This window comes from Actinoallomurus rhizosphaericola, assembly GCF_024055675.1.
GTDB lineage: Bacteria > Actinomycetota > Actinomycetes > Streptosporangiales > Streptosporangiaceae > Actinoallomurus > Actinoallomurus soli.
The window spans coordinates 510,604-524,771 of sequence record NZ_JAMXMW010000001.1; the positions used below are offsets into that span (position 1 = coordinate 510,604).

Genomic DNA, 14,168 nt, shown 5'->3' on the forward strand with positions numbered 1-14,168 from the left:
CAGCGCGCTCTTCCGCTGAGAGGCTGACATGCAGGACGTTCGTGACAATGGGGTCGCGGGTGTGGACCTGGCCGGCGTCGACCTGAGTGTGCTGGAGGAGATCCAGCGCCGGGTGCTCTGGCTGGCCGTGCGCATCGTCGACGCGGCCAACCGGGAGCGCAGCACCGGCGACGGCGTGAAGGTCGGCGGGCACCAGGCGTCGAGCGCGTCGCTGGTCACCGCGATGACCGCGCTGTGGTTCGCCCACCTGAACGCCGAGGACCGGGTGAGCGTGAAGCCGCACGCCTCCCCGGTGTTCCACGCGATCAAGTACCTCCTCGGCGACCTCGACCGGTCCTACCTGACGACCCTGCGGGCCCGCGGCGGCCTGCAGTCCTACCCGAGCCGTACGAAGGACCCCGACGACGTCGACTTCTCCACCGGCTCGGTCGGCCTGGGCGCGGCGGCGCCGCTGTTCGCCGCCGCGGTCCGCCGCTACGTCGACGCGCACTGGGGCGACGGGTCCGGGCCGGCGGCGCGGTTCGTCGCGCTGCTGGGCGACGCCGAGCTCGACGAGGGCAACGTCTGGGAGGCCATCGCCGACCCGGCGACCCAAGGTCTCGGCAACGTCATGTGGGTCGTCGACTTCAACCGGCAGTCCCTCGACCGGGTCGTGCCGGGCATGCGGATCGCGCAGTGGCGCGGCCAGTTCGAGGCGGCGGGCTGGCACGTCGTCGAGGTCAAGTACGGCCGGCGGCTGCGCGCGGCGCCCGCCGCCGTGCGCTCCTGGATCGACGCGATGCCGAACGAGCACTACCAGGCGCTCTTCGGCCTCACCGGCGCGAAGCTGCGCGAGCTGTTCCTGGACGGGGCGCCGGCCGAGGTCGCCGCGGCCGTCGCCGGCCTGCCCGACGACGAGCTCGCCGTGCTCGTGCAGGACCTGGGCGGCCACGACCTGGTCGCCATGCTGGAGGCGTACGCCCAGTGCGACGCGGTCACCGACCGGCCCAGCGTCGTGTTCGCGTACACGGTGAAGGGCCACGGCCTGCCGATCGCCGGGAACCCGCGCAACCACTCCGCGCTGCTGACCGGCGAGCAGATCGACGCGCTGCGCGCCTCGCTGCGGCTGACCGACGACTGGGAGCGGTTCGACCCGGCGACGCCCGAGGGCATCCTGTGCAACCAGCGGCGCGAGGCCCTTCGCCGGACGCCCGCGCCGCGCTCGCTGGGCGTCAAGGTCCCGGCGGCGACCGGGGTGCGCACCTCCCGGCCCGTCTCGACCCAGGACGCCTTCGGAAAGATCCTCGTCGACCTGTCCCGCGCGGAGGAGGTCGCGCCGTACCTCGTCACGACCGCGCCGGACGTGGCGACGTCGACCAACCTCGCCGGGTTCATCAACCGCAAGGGCGTGTTCGCGCCCGCCGAACAGCGGGCGTGGAGCGTCGACCCGCTGCTGAAGTGGACCGAGGGGCCCACCGGCCAGCACATCGAGCTGGGCATCTCGGAGATGAACCTCTTCCTGCTCCTCGGCCAGCTCGGCCTCGCCGGTGACCTGCACGGGCAGCCGCTGCTGCCGGTCGGCACGGTGTACGACCCGTTCGTCTGCCGGGGGCTGGACGCCTTCATCTACGGCGTCTACTCCGGGGCGCGGTTCGTCGTGGCCGGTACGCCGTCCGGGGTGACGCTCGCGCCGGAGGGCGGGGCGCACCAGTCGACGATCACGGCCTCGATCGGGCTGGAGCTGCCCAACGTCACGTACGTCGAGCCGGCGTACGCCACCGCCCTGGACTGGCTGCTGTGCGACGCGCTCGGCCGGATCGCCGCCGGCCCTGCCGAGACGACCACCGCGGTTCCGGCGGAGGACGGCGCCTACTACTTCCGCCTGACCACCCGGCCGCTGGACCAGGCGCCGTTCGAGGAGGCGCGGGAGCGTCTCGGCGACGCGGTGCTGCGCCGCCAGGTGCTCGCCGGGGCGTACGTGCTGCACCGCTCGCAGATCGACGGTCCGGCCGTGCAGCTGGCCGCCTCGGGCGCGGTCCTGCCCGAGGCCCTCGCGGCGGCCCGCGAGCTGGAGGAGGAGGGCATCGCCGCCCACGTCGTCGACGTGACCTCCCCCGACCGGCTGTACTCCGCGTGGCAGCGGACCCTGCGGCAGGGCGTACGGACGGCGAGCACGCCATCGGAGGCGGGCGCGCTGCGGGCGGCGTTCCCGGTCCGCGCGCCGATCGTCACGGTGCACGACGCGGCCTCGCACGCCCTGGCCTGGCTCGGCTCGGCGTTCGGCGTGCCGTGCGTGCCGCTCGGCGTCGACCAGTTCGGCCAGTCCGGCTCCATCGCGGAGCTGTACGAGCTGCACGACCTGCTCCCGGGCTCGATCGTGAACGCCGCCCTGGCAGCCCTCGCACTCGGCTGACCACATGCGTCCGCCGGCCCGGTCGACGGGCCGGCGGACGGGGTGGTGGTGCTCAGTTGTTCGTCGGGACGTAGATCGGCTGCGGCACGGTGGGCGCGGCGGCCGGCGGCTCGCCGTGCGACACACCGGGCAGCCAGGACAGGGCGCGCGGGAGGTACCAGTTCCGCTCGCCGAGCAGCGTCATCACCGCCGGCAGCAGCACCGCCCGTACGATCGTGGCGTCCAGCAGCACGGCGATGGACAGCCCGACGCCCATCTGCTTGAAATCCTGCATCGACAGGGTGCCGAAGACGGCGAACACCGCCACCATGATCACCGCCGCGCTGGTCACGGCGCCGGCGGTCGCCCGGATGCCCTGCGCCACCGCCGCCGTGGTCGGGACACCGCGGTCGTACGCCTCGCGGATCCGCGACACCACGAACACGTGGTAGTCCATCGACAGCCCGAACAGCACCACGAAGACGAACAGCGGCAGCCACGCCTCGATGGCCCCGACGCCCTGGCTGCCGACGAGGCTCGCGCCCCATCCGTGCTGGAACATCGCGACCATCACCCCGTACGCCGCGCCGACCGACAGCAGGTTGAGCGCGATGGCCGTGGCGGCGATGGGCACGGAGCGGAACGAGATCAGCATCAGCAGGAACGTGACGCCCAGCACGAACAGGAAGACCGGCACGATGCTGTCGCGCAACCGGGCGTTCCAGTCGGTGGAGAAGGCCAGGGGGCCGCCGACGCGCGCCTCCGCGATCCCGCCGAACGCTGCGGGCACCAGGCGCTGCCGCAGGGTCGCCAGCGCGTGCTTCGACGTGGCGTCCGAGCCGTTGCCGGCCAGCGGCACGCTGATCGTGGCGACGTTCGCCGCGGCGTGGACCTGCTCACGGATCGGCTGCCCGAACTCCCCGTTCCGCCGCGCGGCGTTCCGCAGCGACGCGATCGCCTGCCGGACGCGGGGCGCCTGGATGTCGGACGCCTTGACCACGACGAGGGCCGGGTCGTTCCCGCCGGGGAACGCCGCGTTGATGCGCTCGTAGGTCTTGATCAGGGCGGTGTCCTTCGGCACCTGCTGATCGATCCGGAGCTTCTCGGTGTGCATGCCGAGCGCGGGGGCGGCCAGCGCGAGCAGGAACGCCGCGGCCAGCGCGGCGGAGACGCCCGGCCTGGGCAGCACCGGACGCAGGACGGCGCTCCAGAACCGCCCGGTCGACCGCCGGCGGCGCAGGAAGGGGATGCGCCCGAACTCCACCTTGTCGCCCAGCAGCGACAGCAGCGCGGGCAGGACCGTCACCGAGCCGATCACCGCGATGAGGACCACGAGGATGGTCGCGACCGCGAACCCCTCGAAGATCGCCATCCCGGACAGGAACATGCCGGCCATCGCCACCATGACCGTCAGCCCCGACACCAGGACCGAGCGGCCGGACGTCGCGGCGGCGATGCGCAGCGCGGTCTCCCGGTCCCGCCCGGCGGCCCGCTCCTCGCGCTCGCGCCGCAGGTAGAACAGGCAGTAGTCGACGCCGACGGCCAGTCCCATCAGCAGCATCACCGAACTCGCCGAACCGTCCATGTGCATGGCGTGGCTGATCACGGCGAGCAGCCCGTTGGCCGCCAGGAATGCCGTCAGCGCGATGCCCACCGGCACCACGGCGGCCAGCAGCGCGCCGAAGGCGACGAGCAGGATGCCCAGCGCGAGCGGCACCGCGGTCAGCTCCGCCTGGGAGAAGTCCTTGCCCAGCGTCTTGTTGAACCAGCGGTCCCCGGACGCGTCGCCGAACTCCTCCACCCGGGCCTCGGGGTGGGCGGCGCCGGCCCGCGCCACCGCGGCCTGAACGGGCTCCACCCGGTCCGCCGCCGTCTTCGGGTCCCCGGCCATGTCGAACTGCACCAGCGCGTCCCGGTGATCACGGGAGATCAGCGGCTCGCGTACGGTCGCCGCACGCCCGCTGTCCCGGATCGCGCGGGTGACGTCCGGGACCGCCGCGTGGAACCCGTCCGGGGCCGCACTGTGGATCAGCACCATCTCCGTGGCCGGGCTCGTGACGCCGGCCTCCTCGAGGATGCGGACCGCGCGCCCGGAGTCCCCGGTGCCCTGCTCGCCGTTGGTGAGCTGCCGCTGCCCGGCCATCCCGCCGATGAGCACCGCCGCCACGACGAACACCAACCACCCGAATATCGCCGTCTTCCTATGGCGGGCGCTCCAGCCGCCCAACCGAGCGGCCAGGTTCTCCTCCATCGGCGTTCTCCTTCACCGTCTGACGGGTACGTCTCTTCGCTGAAGACGGTAGGAATCCGGGGATCTCAGCCCCAGCCGGTGGGCACCCGGCTTCCCCGTGGGGGTGACCACCCGTGGACGGTGTCGCTGGCTACACCTTGACCCGACTCGCTGTCCCTATTCTTGACTCATGAGCGCGCAGCCCCAGTTCGACCGCGGCCACACGGACGACCTCGCCGACTTCATCGCCGCCAGTCCCTCGCCCTACCACGCGGTCGCCAGTGCCGCCGAGCGCCTGGAGAAGGCCGGGTTCCGCCAAGTGGCGGAGACCGACCCCTGGACTGGGGAAACGGGTGGGCGATACGTCGTACGCGGCGGCGCGATCGTCGCCTGGTACGTCCCGGAGGGGGCGGGCCCGGAGACGCCGTTCCGGATCGTCGGCGCGCACACCGACTCGCCGAACCTGCGGGTCAAGCCGCGACCCGACTTCGCCGCCCATGGCTGGCGTCAGATCGCTGTCGAGATCTACGGCGGGCCGCTCCTCAACAGCTGGCTCGACCGCGACCTCGGCCTGTCCGGCCGGATCGTGCTGCGCGACGCCACCACGCGGCTGATCGCCGTCGACCGCCCGCTCCTGCGGGTGCCGCAGCTGGCCATCCACCTGGACCGGAGCGTCAACGAGAACGGCGTCGTCCTCGACCGGCAGCGGCACGTGCAGCCCATCTGGGGTCTCGGCGACGTCCACGAGGAGACGCTGATCCGGTTCGTCGCCGAAGAGGCCGGGGTGGACGCCGCCGACGTCGTCGGCTGGGACCTGATGACCCACGACGTCCAGCCGCCCGCGTACCTCGGCCGGGACCGGGAACTGCTCGCCGCCGCCCGGCTGGACAACCAGCTGTCGGTGCACGCGGGCACGGCCGCGCTCGCCGCGGCCGCCGGCTCACCCGGCCTGTCCCGCATCCCGGTCCTCGCCGCCTTCGATCACGAGGAGAACGGCAGCCAGTCCGACACCGGCGCGTCGGGCCCGCTGCTCGGCGCCGTCCTCGAACGCTCGGTCTTCGCCCGCGGCGGCTCGTACGACGACAAGGCGCGCGCGTTCGCCGGGACGATCTGCGTCTCCGCCGACACCGGGCACGCCGTCCACCCGAACTACCCCGAACGGCACGACCCGACCCACCACCCGATGCCGAACGGCGGGCCGATCCTCAAGGTCAACGTCAACCAGCGGTACGCCACCGACGGCATCGGCCGCGGCGTCTTCACCGCGGCCTGCGACCGGGCGGGCGTCCCCTGCCAGGAGTTCGTCTCCAACAACGCGATGCCGTGCGGGACCACCATCGGCCCCCTCACCGCCGCCCGCCACGGGATCAGCACCGTCGACATCGGCGTCCCGATCCTGTCGATGCACTCGGCCCGCGAGCTGTGCGGCGCGGACGACCCGCACCTGCTGGCGAGCGCGCTGAAGGCGTTCCTGGAGGGCTGACCGGGCTCAGCCGGTGACCTTGACGGTCACCGTGGCGGTCGCGACGGCCGCCGGCAGGCGCGTCGTGTCGATCTCCAGGTACTCGCCGTCGTCCTGCCGGCCGTCCGGCAGCGTCTTGGTGTGCAGCGCGAACGGCGGTGCGTCGTTCGTGATCCCGTCGATGCCGAAGTCGCTGTCGTTGCTGATCACGAGGGTACGCCCGCCGTCGGTCGTGGCGACGCCCTCGATCTTGTCGTGCCCGAAGAAGCCGCCCGCCGGGTCCAGGCGGGTGAGCAGGCCGCCCAGGTCGAGACCGAGGCTCTTGCGGACCGGCGTCACGCCGACCGAGGCCAGCGCCCCCTGCGCCGTCGCGGTGTCGTCCGCGCCGACGTACGCGTCGATCGTCCGGTGATCGGCGCCGACGAGCAGCCCGCCCTTCGCGGCGTCATAGCCGGCGCCGGGCACCGACGCCCGCGGCCCGACGTCCGTCGCGCCGGACAGGTCGATCGTGAACAGCCTCTTGTACGCGCCCGGCTCGGGGTTCCCGTCCCGCTCGTCGACGAGGAACCTCGTGTTCGACAGCGCGGTGATCTCGCTGACCGCGCCGCTGTTCGTCTTGGGATCGTCGAGGAGGTAGACGTACTCGTGGGTGGCGCGGGTGCGCAGGTCGTACGTCACGATGCGCAGCGTCGTCACGTTCTTCGGCTTGGCCGTCAGGTCGGGCTGCTGCAGCGCCGACTGCATGATCCCGACGAGCGTCCTGCCGTCGGGCGTCAGGGTCAGGCCCTCCATGCCCTTGTTCGGCACCCGGTTCGCGAGCTCGCGGGGCAGCGACCCGTCGAACGGCGACAGCCGCTCGATCGCGCGGCCGTCCCGGTCGAAGTGCGTGATGAACGGCCCGTACTCGTCCGACACCCAGAAGGACCCGTCCCGCATCGCGACCAGGCCCTCGGAGTCGTACCCGTTCGCGCTCGGCGCCAGGGTGTTCCCGTCCAGGTCGGTGAGGGTCTCCCCGGTCGTCGCCTGCGGGTTCACCCGCCCGTTGTAGGGGGTGCCGTCGGCGGCCCGCAGCGGGATCGTCCGCTCCAGGACGGCCTTGCCGTCCTTCAGCCGGAACCGCCCGATGGCCGGCGTGAAGCCGGGCAGCGGCAGGATCTTCGTGCCGTTCGGGCCGTCGACGTTCGGTCCCCGGTCGGTCAGGCCGTAGAACTCGTCCCGGTGACCCGGCACGGGCGCGAGCGCCGACCCGTACGCGCCGCCGGTGACCTTCACACCGCCGATCGTGGCGAGCGGTGGCAGGTGGGTGGCGTAGAGCCGGACCGCGTCGCTGACGGTGTAGCGGAACGTGTCCGTCCCGGTGAACCCGGCGGCCGGCGTGTAGCGGAAGGAGCCGTCGGGGTTCAGGCTCAGCGACCCGTGCGCCGGGGAGGTGTGCGAGACCAGCGTGACGGGCCGCCCGCGATCGTTGCGGAGGACGCCGCTTCCGTGGACGGTGAGCGTCCGCCCGGCCCGTACCCGGTAGGCGTCGTCCCGCGCCCGCAGTGCGGGGGACGTACCGGCGGCGGCGATCCCCGCGCCGGAAAGGGACAGGGCGAGCGTTCCGGCGGCGGTGGCCGCGACGGCTCGACGACTCATGCGAACGTCTCCCACGGAGGTGATACAGATCTGCCAACCGGATTCTGCAGATCACGCATGGCCGTGGGACGTCCCCGAGACGACGCGCCGGTTAACCACCGAGGGTGAGTGCCCACCCGGAAGGCGCCAGCCGGCGTCAGGAGGGCGCGGAGGGACGTCAGGAGGGCGCGGGGGAGGCGTCAGGAGGGCGCGGGGAGGCGTCACATGCCGTAGTCCAGCAGGAGGTTCAGCCAGATCTCGCTCGTGGTCGGGAAGGCCGGAACGGCGTGCCAGAGCCGGTCGAGAGTGACCTCGCCGGTCACCGCGATGGTCGCTCCGTGGAGGAGGTCCACGGTCGCCGGGCCGACGAAGGTGGCGCCGAGAAGCACCCGCCGGTCCTCGTCGACGACCAGTTTCGCCCGGCCGGTGTAGCCCGGGGACTGAAGCCGCGGCCGATCTGGGTCTCCAGCCGATCCAACGAGGGTGTCACGGTACTCCACGAGGAGCTAGGGAGGAGACCATGACGACACCTGTCACGATCCTCGGAGCAGGTCTGGGCGGCCTGACGCTGGCCCGCGTACTGCACGTGCACGGCATCCCGGCCACGGTCTTCGAGGCGGAGCCCGCGCCGAACGCCCGCCGCCAGGGCGGCCTGCTCGACCTGCACCCCCACAGCGGGCAGGCCGCTCTGGACGCGGCCGGACTGACCGAGGAGTTCCGCAAGCTGATCCTGCCGGGCCGCGAGGCGTACCGGGTCATGGATCGGGCGGGGAATGTGCTGCTCGACCTGCCTGACGACGGAACCGGCGAACGCCCGGAGGCACCGCGCGGCGAACTGCGGCAGATGCTCCTCGACTCCCTGCCCGTCGGCACCGTCCGCTGGGGCCACAAGGTCACCGCCGTGCGGGCCCTCGGACGGGGTCGCCACCAGGTGGAATTCGCCGACAACACCACCGTTGTCGCGGACCTGCTCATCGGCGCCGACGGAGCCTGGTCGCGCGTACGACCGCTGCTCTCGAAGACCGCTCCGGAGTACTTCGGCGTCTGCAGCGCGGAGACGTTCCTCTTCGACGCAGAAACCCTTCACCGCGCTTCCGCGGAGGCGGTCGGAGCCGGCTCGCTGTTCGCGCTCGCACCGGGCAGGGGACTGCTGGCCCACCGTGAGGGCGGCGGAACCCTGCACACCTACGCGCAGCTGAAGAAGCCCCAGGACTGGTTCACCGACTTCGACACCACCGATGCCGCAGCCCTCACCGCACGGGTCGCGAGGGAGTTCGACGGGTGGGCTCCCGAGCTCACCGCCCTGATCACCGACAGCGACACGCCGCCGGCCCTGCGCCCCATCTTCACACTGTCGGCCGGGCACCGCTGGGACCGCGTACCGGGGGTGACCCTGCTCGGCGATGCCGCCCACCTCCGGGCCCCGAACGGGGAAGGCGCCAACCTGGCCATGCAGGACGGCGCCGAACTCGGCCGAGCCCTCGCCGCGCACCCCGACGATGCGGAGGCCGCCCTCGACGCGCACGAACAAGCCATGTTCGCCCGCGCCGCCGCCGTGGAAGCAGACGACGACGGCTTCTACACGATCATGATCGACGATTACGCGCCCCACAGTTTGCTCGCCCTGATGACCGGAGCCGAACCAGACGCGTGATTCCCGCCTCCGCGCGCAGCGACAGGCAGCCCGACACAGGTCCCCGCACGGCGACCTGCGGGCCGGGCTGCGCGTCCGGGTCGCGCAGCGGACGCGGGACGTCGGCGGTGAAGCCGTAGCGGCTGAGCAAAGCGGCCGTCGGCAGAGGGGGTGGACCGCGGTCTCCACCCCCCGCCCTCGTATCCCCACCCGGTGACCGGCTCGGAGGCCGATGGCAGGGCCGGGCGCCGCGGTGAGGCTGGGTGCATGACAGCGAACATCGTGATCATGCAGTTGGCGATCCTGGCCGTGGTGCTCGAGTCCGATCTCGGCCGCCGCAAGATCGGCTGGTTCCGGGTGGGACGGCCGGTCATCGGCGTCGCCCTCATCGTGCCGTTCTTCTTCACCTCGTTGCCCACCGGTGGGAACGACCTGCTGCTGCAGGGCGTCAGCGCGCTGGCCGGGGCGGCGCTCGGGCTGTTCTCGGTCTGCCCGCTGCTGGTGTCCGTCGGCTACGACCCGGATTGGCGACGCCGGTGGCCGCGCACCTCGTCCACCCCGGGCAGAGCCGCTGCGGTCAGCCGCTCGGGGGCGGGTTACGCGGCGGTCTGGATCGCCGTGACCGCCGCCCGATTCGGCTTCGCCTACGGAGCCCAGCACATCTTTCCGGTAGGGCTCGGCGTGTTCATGACCACCAACCACCTGAGCGGCACCGGTCTGACGAACGGCTTCATCTTCCTGTCCGTGAGCATGAGCCTGTTCCGTAGCCTGGGGCTGTGGGTACGCGGCCGCCGCGTGCGTCTCGCCCAGGCCGGGCCGGTCGTGGGCGCCGCGCATACGACGGGCGTTGCACGGTGATCCTCGTCCCGCTGCTCACCCTCATCATCCGTACTGTCCGCGCGGTTCGGGCACGCTGTTCAGGCACGCCGTCCCGGGATAATGAGGGTCGATGAGCATCACCAGTAGATTCACCCCGGACGCGGACCATCCCGGGATCGGGCTGAGCAGTATGATCCCCGACCCGCGGGCTCGCGTCGCGGTCATGCTCGTAGGGCTGGGAGTGTCGATCTGGACCAACGTCGTCACGCTTCCCGCCGATCCGGGGATCGTGGCGCCCGTCGCCCTGGCCGTCGCCGCGCTGGCCTGGCTCGCCCTGATCGCCGGCACCCGCGGTGGCCACGTGGCCGCGGTCGCCGCGGTGATGTGCGCGGCCGGGGCGGTGATCGCCGTCACCGATACCAACGGGCTGATCTTCACCGGCGTTGCGGCGAGCATCGCCGCCGTCGCATTCGATCCGGTCGCCGCCCTCGTGCTGGCCACCGCCGGCCCCGTCGCCCACTGTCTCGCAGCGATCACTCACGGGCCGTTTCCCGGGCGCCTGCTGACCACCGCTGCGGTGGCCCTCGCCGGACTGGCGGCCGGTGCGAGCCGACGCGAGACCGAGCAGCGAGCCCGGCGCAGCGCGCTGGTCGCCACGGAACGCCGGCGTGCCGAGCTCGCTCGGGCCGAGGCGGAGCTCGCCGGTGAACGCAACCGTCTCGGCCGCGAACTGCATGACGTGCTCGCCCACACCCTCGGCGCCCTGTCGATCCAGCTCACCGCGATCGACACCCTCGCCCGCAACGACGCGCCGCGCGAGAAGCTCATCACACAGATCGAGCTCGGCCACGAGCTGGTCAGCAGGGGCCTGGACGAGGCACGCCAGGCGGTCCGCGCGCTGCGCGGCGAGAGTGCACCGCCGGCCGCGCAGCTCGAACGGCTCTGCGAACTCCACCAGGCAGAGCTCGAACTGGTCGGCAGCCGGCGGGAACTCGATGCCGACATCATGCTCGCGCTCTACCGGCTCACCCAGGAAGCGTTGACCAACGCCGCCAAACACGCCCCCGGCTCGCGCGTGAGCGTCCGGGTCGACTTCGGTCCGCAGGACGTGACCGTACAGGTCGGCAACACCAGACCCGCCCCGGACGCGCCCGCAGCGCTGCGCGCGAGCGGCGGCGGGTTCGGGCTCCAGGGCATGAGGGAACGCGTCGAACAGGCGGGCGGCGATCTCCAGGCGGGCGCCACGCCCGATGGCGGTTGGAAGGTCGCGGCACGCATCCCCTACCGACAAGGCAACCGCGGCGACGGGAGCAACCGATGAGCCCCACACCGATCTCCGTCATCATCGCCGACGACCATCGGGTCGTGCGCGAGGGCCTGGTCACCATTCTCGGCGCCGTCGACGGGGTGCACGTCGCCGGGGTGGCCGCGGACGGCGCGCAGGCCGTCGATATCGCCGTCGAGCATGAGGCCGACGTGGTCTTGATGGACCTTCACATGCCCGGCACCGACGGCGTCGAGGCCACACGCCGCCTGAGGACCGAGCGGCCGGCCACGGCCGTCGTGGTACTCACCACCTACACCGACGACGACTCCATCCTCGCCGCACTCGAGGCCGGCGCCACCGGCTACCTGACCAAGAACGCCTCCGCCGCGGACATCCACCGCGCCATCGAGGCCGCCGTCTCCGGCCACGCCATGCTCGACCCGCTCGCCGCCGCCCGTCTGATCCACGCGAGCCGCCGCAACGACCCAGGCCACCCCGGGAAGGACGCCCCCCTCCCCGACGGTCTCACCGAACGCGAGGGCCAGGTGCTCGGCCTGATCGCGCAGGGACTGTCCAACGCCGAGATCGCCGCCAGGCTCTACCTGAGCCGCTCGACGGTGAAGACCCACATCAATCAGATCTTTGCCAAGACCGGCAGCCGCGACCGCCCGCAGGCCATCGTGTACGCGCACCGGCATGGGATACACGCCGAGGAGGATCCAGCCCAGCGGAACAGGTGACGGACCCGGCCTGTTGGGGCTTCAAGATCGGCTCAGGGCCCCTTTGACGCTTCACACCGCCGCTCACCCACCGGACCCTGCCCCGCCCCGGTCGCCCGCCATGGCGGCGCGGGACAAGGACGTCTCCCTCACTTCCGGCCAGACCCGGCCTCGGTCGCCGTGATCAGGCGTGGCGAGCGCCGAACGCTCGTGAAACGCCGTCAATCCGGCCTGCGAACGGGACGATCTCGGCAATCGAGACGCCGCCGGTCGTGTTGGTCGAGACTTCTACGCTCGGCGGCATTGAGCCGCCATCAGCGCCGAGGATCGTCGTCGCTCCCGGCACCGAAACCCTCGGCGCTAAGCCGCCGAAGCCTCAGACCGCACGGCCGTCACGATGGTGACCTCGACACAGTTGCCGCCGTTGGAAGAGCTGCGGCTGGCCTTCCGCCACTTCATGACGGCCATACCGGCTACCCCGCAGCCTTGTGGCTGGTCAGGGCGGCGACTTCTACGCAGTCACCGCCGTTCGGAGAGCTGTAGCGGGACTTGCGCCACTCGGTCACGGTCACAACCGCATCCATCGGTCCTGCCTCACCTTCGATATGAGGTCGACGCTCGCTTGGGTGGGAAGTGCGTCCGCGCGAATCGCATCATACCAGTTGAGGATTTCCGTGATCTCTGATGAATTGCTTGCGACGCGCCCCTCGGCGGCGTCATCCAGGTAAATGGCGTCGGGCTCTCCGTCCATCGTTGCGATCACGAATGGGCCGGACAAGCCAGCCGTTCCGGCTCTCTCCTTCGGCACGACCTGGACGGTGACATGGTTGACCGCTGCCGCCTCGATGAGAGCGGCGAGTTGATCCCGCATGATCTCCTCGCTGCCGACCAGTCGCCAGAGGACGCTCTCATCCACGATCGCCCAAAGCAGCGGTGGGTTGTCGACCGCTAGGAGTTGTTGTCGCTCGATCCGTGCCGTGACCTGTTTCTCCAGTTGCTCATCGGTGATTCCGGGCCTGCTCTTGAGGATCGTTCGTGCGTAAGCAGGGGTCTGCAGGAGACCGGGGATCACTAGCGGTTGCCAGGACCTGAGAACCTTCGCTTTTCGCTCGATCGAAATCCAGGGTTTGAACCAGGAAGGCGGTGCCGTCCTTTGGTTGGCAGCGTTTGATCGTTTTCCAGAGGCGGTGGAAGGAGCCGTTCGTTCGGAAGTAGGTGTCGAGGTCCTGGGCGAACGCCTCGGAGGGGGCCTTGTCGGCGAGTTCGACCGCGCCGACCCACTGGCCGGTGCAGCCGAGGGCGTCGGCGAGCTGACGATTCCCAACCTCCGGTCGGCGGTGGAAATCGCTGGAGCGGAGGTGATTTGCGGTTGGTTGTCGTTGGCGGCTGAGCGTAATCGGTCCGCGCGAATCTGTGACCGGATTTCAGCGAATTCGGAAAGCGAGGGTCGCGCGAAATGGAAATACCACCGCAAGCCGCAATGGTCGGGTCGCTCGTGAGGGACCTCGCGCGGACTCTGGCCGCGCGGGGGCTCGCCGCGGAGGTCGTCGGCACGAGCATGGTGTGGGCCGTCAACCGGGCGGTCGACGGCGACGACCCAGTGGGCAGGGCGATGAGCCCGGGCCTGCGGCAGGCGGTCGTGTGCCGGCCGGACGAGGACGGGCGGCTGCTGTGGTGGTGGGTCTGGTCCGGACCCACCCGGGACGCGCCGTCGGAGTACGAACCCCTCGGCCCCGCGGCCGACGTCGAGGCGGCCGCCGACCGGATCGTCTCGGTCCTGCGCCTGGACGGGGTCCGTCCGGAGGCGACGGCGTGACGGCGCGGCCCACGCTCCTCGGCTTCTGGCCGCACGGCGCGCTCTCGGAGATGCAGCTGACGGTGATCCTGCGGCGTCGGCTCCCGGACACCGTGCTCTGGTTCGGTCCCCACACGCGGCACTGGTGGGCGATGCTCCCCGCGCGCGGCCGGTGGTGTCTGGTCGAGGCGGCCGACCCCGACGAACTGACCGGCGCGATCGTCAGAGCGCGGACCTGACCGCGACGGTCCGGTGAGG

General features: G+C 71.6%; 15 protein-coding genes. 9 read left to right on the forward strand and 6 right to left on the reverse strand.

What is annotated here, in order from left to right:
- The first annotated feature begins 28 nt into the window (after nt 1-28).
- A complete protein-coding gene (locus NE234_RS02435; protein WP_252776463.1) occupies nt 29-2,392 on the forward strand; it encodes a transketolase-like TK C-terminal-containing protein in 2,364 nt (787 codons plus the stop codon).
- A gap of 52 nt (nt 2,393-2,444) precedes the next feature.
- Here NE234_RS02435 and NE234_RS02440 read toward each other — a convergent pair whose 3' ends face one another.
- Entirely contained in the window at nt 2,445-4,622 is a 2,178-nt protein-coding gene (locus NE234_RS02440) for an MMPL family transporter (protein WP_252776465.1), read from the reverse strand.
- 169 nt (nt 4,623-4,791) lie between these two features.
- On the opposite strand from NE234_RS02440, the gene NE234_RS02445 reads away from it, so the two are divergent.
- A complete protein-coding gene (locus tag NE234_RS02445) occupies nt 4,792-6,084 on the forward strand; it encodes a M18 family aminopeptidase (protein WP_252776468.1) in 1,293 nt (430 codons plus the stop codon).
- Between the two features lie 6 nt (nt 6,085-6,090).
- Here NE234_RS02445 and NE234_RS02450 read toward each other — a convergent pair whose 3' ends face one another.
- Entirely contained in the window at nt 6,091-7,698 is a 1,608-nt protein-coding gene (locus NE234_RS02450) for an esterase-like activity of phytase family protein (RefSeq protein WP_252776480.1), read from the reverse strand.
- A gap of 200 nt (nt 7,699-7,898) precedes the next feature.
- Nucleotides 7,899-8,177 (reverse strand): hypothetical protein, encoded by a 279-nt coding sequence (locus tag NE234_RS02455; protein WP_308206825.1) that lies wholly within the window; start codon nt 8,175-8,177, stop codon nt 7,899-7,901.
- 20 nt (nt 8,178-8,197) lie between these two features.
- On the opposite strand from NE234_RS02455, the gene NE234_RS02460 reads away from it, so the two are divergent.
- From NE234_RS02460 to NE234_RS02475, 4 genes are all read left to right on the forward strand, one after another.
- Entirely contained in the window at nt 8,198-9,331 is a 1,134-nt protein-coding gene (locus NE234_RS02460) for an FAD-dependent oxidoreductase (RefSeq protein ID WP_252776483.1), read from the forward strand.
- A gap of 246 nt (nt 9,332-9,577) precedes the next feature.
- Nucleotides 9,578-10,168 carry a hypothetical protein gene (locus tag NE234_RS02465; protein WP_252776486.1) on the forward strand — a complete coding sequence of 197 codons (591 nt, stop codon included), beginning with the start codon at nt 9,578-9,580 and terminating at the stop codon, nt 10,166-10,168.
- A 91-nt stretch (nt 10,169-10,259) separates the two neighbouring features.
- Complete coding sequence (locus tag NE234_RS02470) at nt 10,260-11,450, forward strand: sensor histidine kinase (RefSeq protein ID WP_252776487.1); 1,191 nt, start codon at nt 10,260-10,262, stop codon at nt 11,448-11,450.
- A complete protein-coding gene (locus NE234_RS02475; RefSeq protein ID WP_252776488.1) occupies nt 11,447-12,136 on the forward strand; it encodes a response regulator in 690 nt (229 codons plus the stop codon). Before NE234_RS02470 ends, NE234_RS02475 begins: the two co-directional genes overlap by 4 nt.
- A 339-nt stretch (nt 12,137-12,475) precedes the next feature.
- Here NE234_RS02475 and NE234_RS45775 read toward each other — a convergent pair whose 3' ends face one another.
- From NE234_RS45775 to NE234_RS02480, 3 genes are read right to left on the reverse strand one after another with little or no spacing between them, the layout of a single operon-like run.
- Complete coding sequence (locus tag NE234_RS45775) at nt 12,476-12,583, reverse strand: DUF397 domain-containing protein (protein ID WP_406566923.1); 108 nt, start codon at nt 12,581-12,583, stop codon at nt 12,476-12,478.
- 5 nt (nt 12,584-12,588) lie between these two features.
- Nucleotides 12,589-12,699 (reverse strand): DUF397 domain-containing protein, encoded by a 111-nt coding sequence (locus tag NE234_RS45780; protein WP_406566924.1) that lies wholly within the window; start codon nt 12,697-12,699, stop codon nt 12,589-12,591.
- A complete protein-coding gene (locus NE234_RS02480; protein ID WP_308206835.1) occupies nt 12,684-13,235 on the reverse strand; it encodes a DUF5753 domain-containing protein in 552 nt (183 codons plus the stop codon). The genes NE234_RS45780 and NE234_RS02480 overlap by 16 nt, the downstream gene beginning before the upstream one ends.
- Nucleotides 13,236-13,242: 7 nt before the next feature.
- Here NE234_RS02480 and NE234_RS02485 point away from each other — a divergent pair, with 7 nt between their 5' ends.
- From NE234_RS02485 to NE234_RS02495, 3 genes are read left to right on the forward strand one after another with little or no spacing between them, the layout of a single operon-like run.
- Complete coding sequence (locus tag NE234_RS02485) at nt 13,243-13,614, forward strand: hypothetical protein (protein WP_252776493.1); 372 nt, start codon at nt 13,243-13,245, stop codon at nt 13,612-13,614.
- Nucleotides 13,611-13,931 (forward strand): hypothetical protein, encoded by a 321-nt coding sequence (locus NE234_RS02490; RefSeq protein WP_252776495.1) that lies wholly within the window; start codon nt 13,611-13,613, stop codon nt 13,929-13,931. Before NE234_RS02485 ends, NE234_RS02490 begins: the two co-directional genes overlap by 4 nt.
- Nucleotides 13,928-14,149, forward strand: a complete 222-nt coding sequence (locus tag NE234_RS02495) for a hypothetical protein (RefSeq protein WP_252776496.1) — start codon at nt 13,928-13,930, stop codon at nt 14,147-14,149. Before NE234_RS02490 ends, NE234_RS02495 begins: the two co-directional genes overlap by 4 nt.
- Nucleotides 14,150-14,168 lie beyond the last annotated feature (19 nt).